The sequence below is a fragment of the Falsiroseomonas sp. E2-1-a20 genome (genome assembly GCF_051433195.1).
In the GTDB taxonomy this organism is placed as follows: domain Bacteria; phylum Pseudomonadota; class Alphaproteobacteria; order Acetobacterales; family Acetobacteraceae; genus Falsiroseomonas.
Genome location: NZ_JBHMFT010000194.1, coordinates 1 through 585, shown reverse-complemented (window position 1 = coordinate 585; position 585 = coordinate 1). Strand labels below are relative to the sequence as shown.

The window sequence follows — 585 nt, the reverse complement described above, 5'->3', positions numbered from 1 at the left end:
AGGGCTTCGCAGACCTTCAGCAGGCGAAGATTGCCTGGGCAGTGGGGAATGTAGCGGCGGTTCCGCCGCAACTCGCGGAACCGGAACCGACGTCGCCGTCGACGACACCGCGAGACGGCGAGATCGGCGATCACCCCGCCAATGCACCTTCCCAAAGCTCGCGCTCGGTCTCCGCAGCAGTCGCGATTTTTGTCGCCCGGATGCGTCAGAACAAGGCCACGGCGAAGCACGTCATTGACGCGCAGTCCGACCTGACGCTGCTTGTTGAGGCATTCGGGAGCGACCGTCCGGTAGCGAAGATCACGGCCGCTGATGCTGGGCGCCTCTGCGAGGCGCTTCGATCTCTTCCGCCGCATTTCCGCAGCCGCGCGGAACTTGGTGGTCTTGATCTTTTCGGGAAGGCGGAAAGGTCACGCGAGCTGGGGCTGGCACCGCTCGGCTTCAGGACCGTGAACTCATACCTCGGCACACTGCGAAACCTATTCAATCAGGAGGTCATGGCGGGTCAGGTTGCGGCCAATCCCTTCCTCGGCAAGCGCGAGGCGAAACCAGGCCGGTTTAGCGAGCAGGATCGAACACTGCGGT

At 63.4% G+C, this 585-nt stretch carries 1 protein-coding gene; it reads left to right on the top strand.

Going from position 1 to position 585, the window contains the following annotated elements; translation table 11 throughout:
- A partial coding sequence (locus tag ACFHPP_RS31330) for a hypothetical protein (protein ID WP_437167127.1) occupies nucleotides 1–585 on the top strand: 585 nt, incomplete at both ends.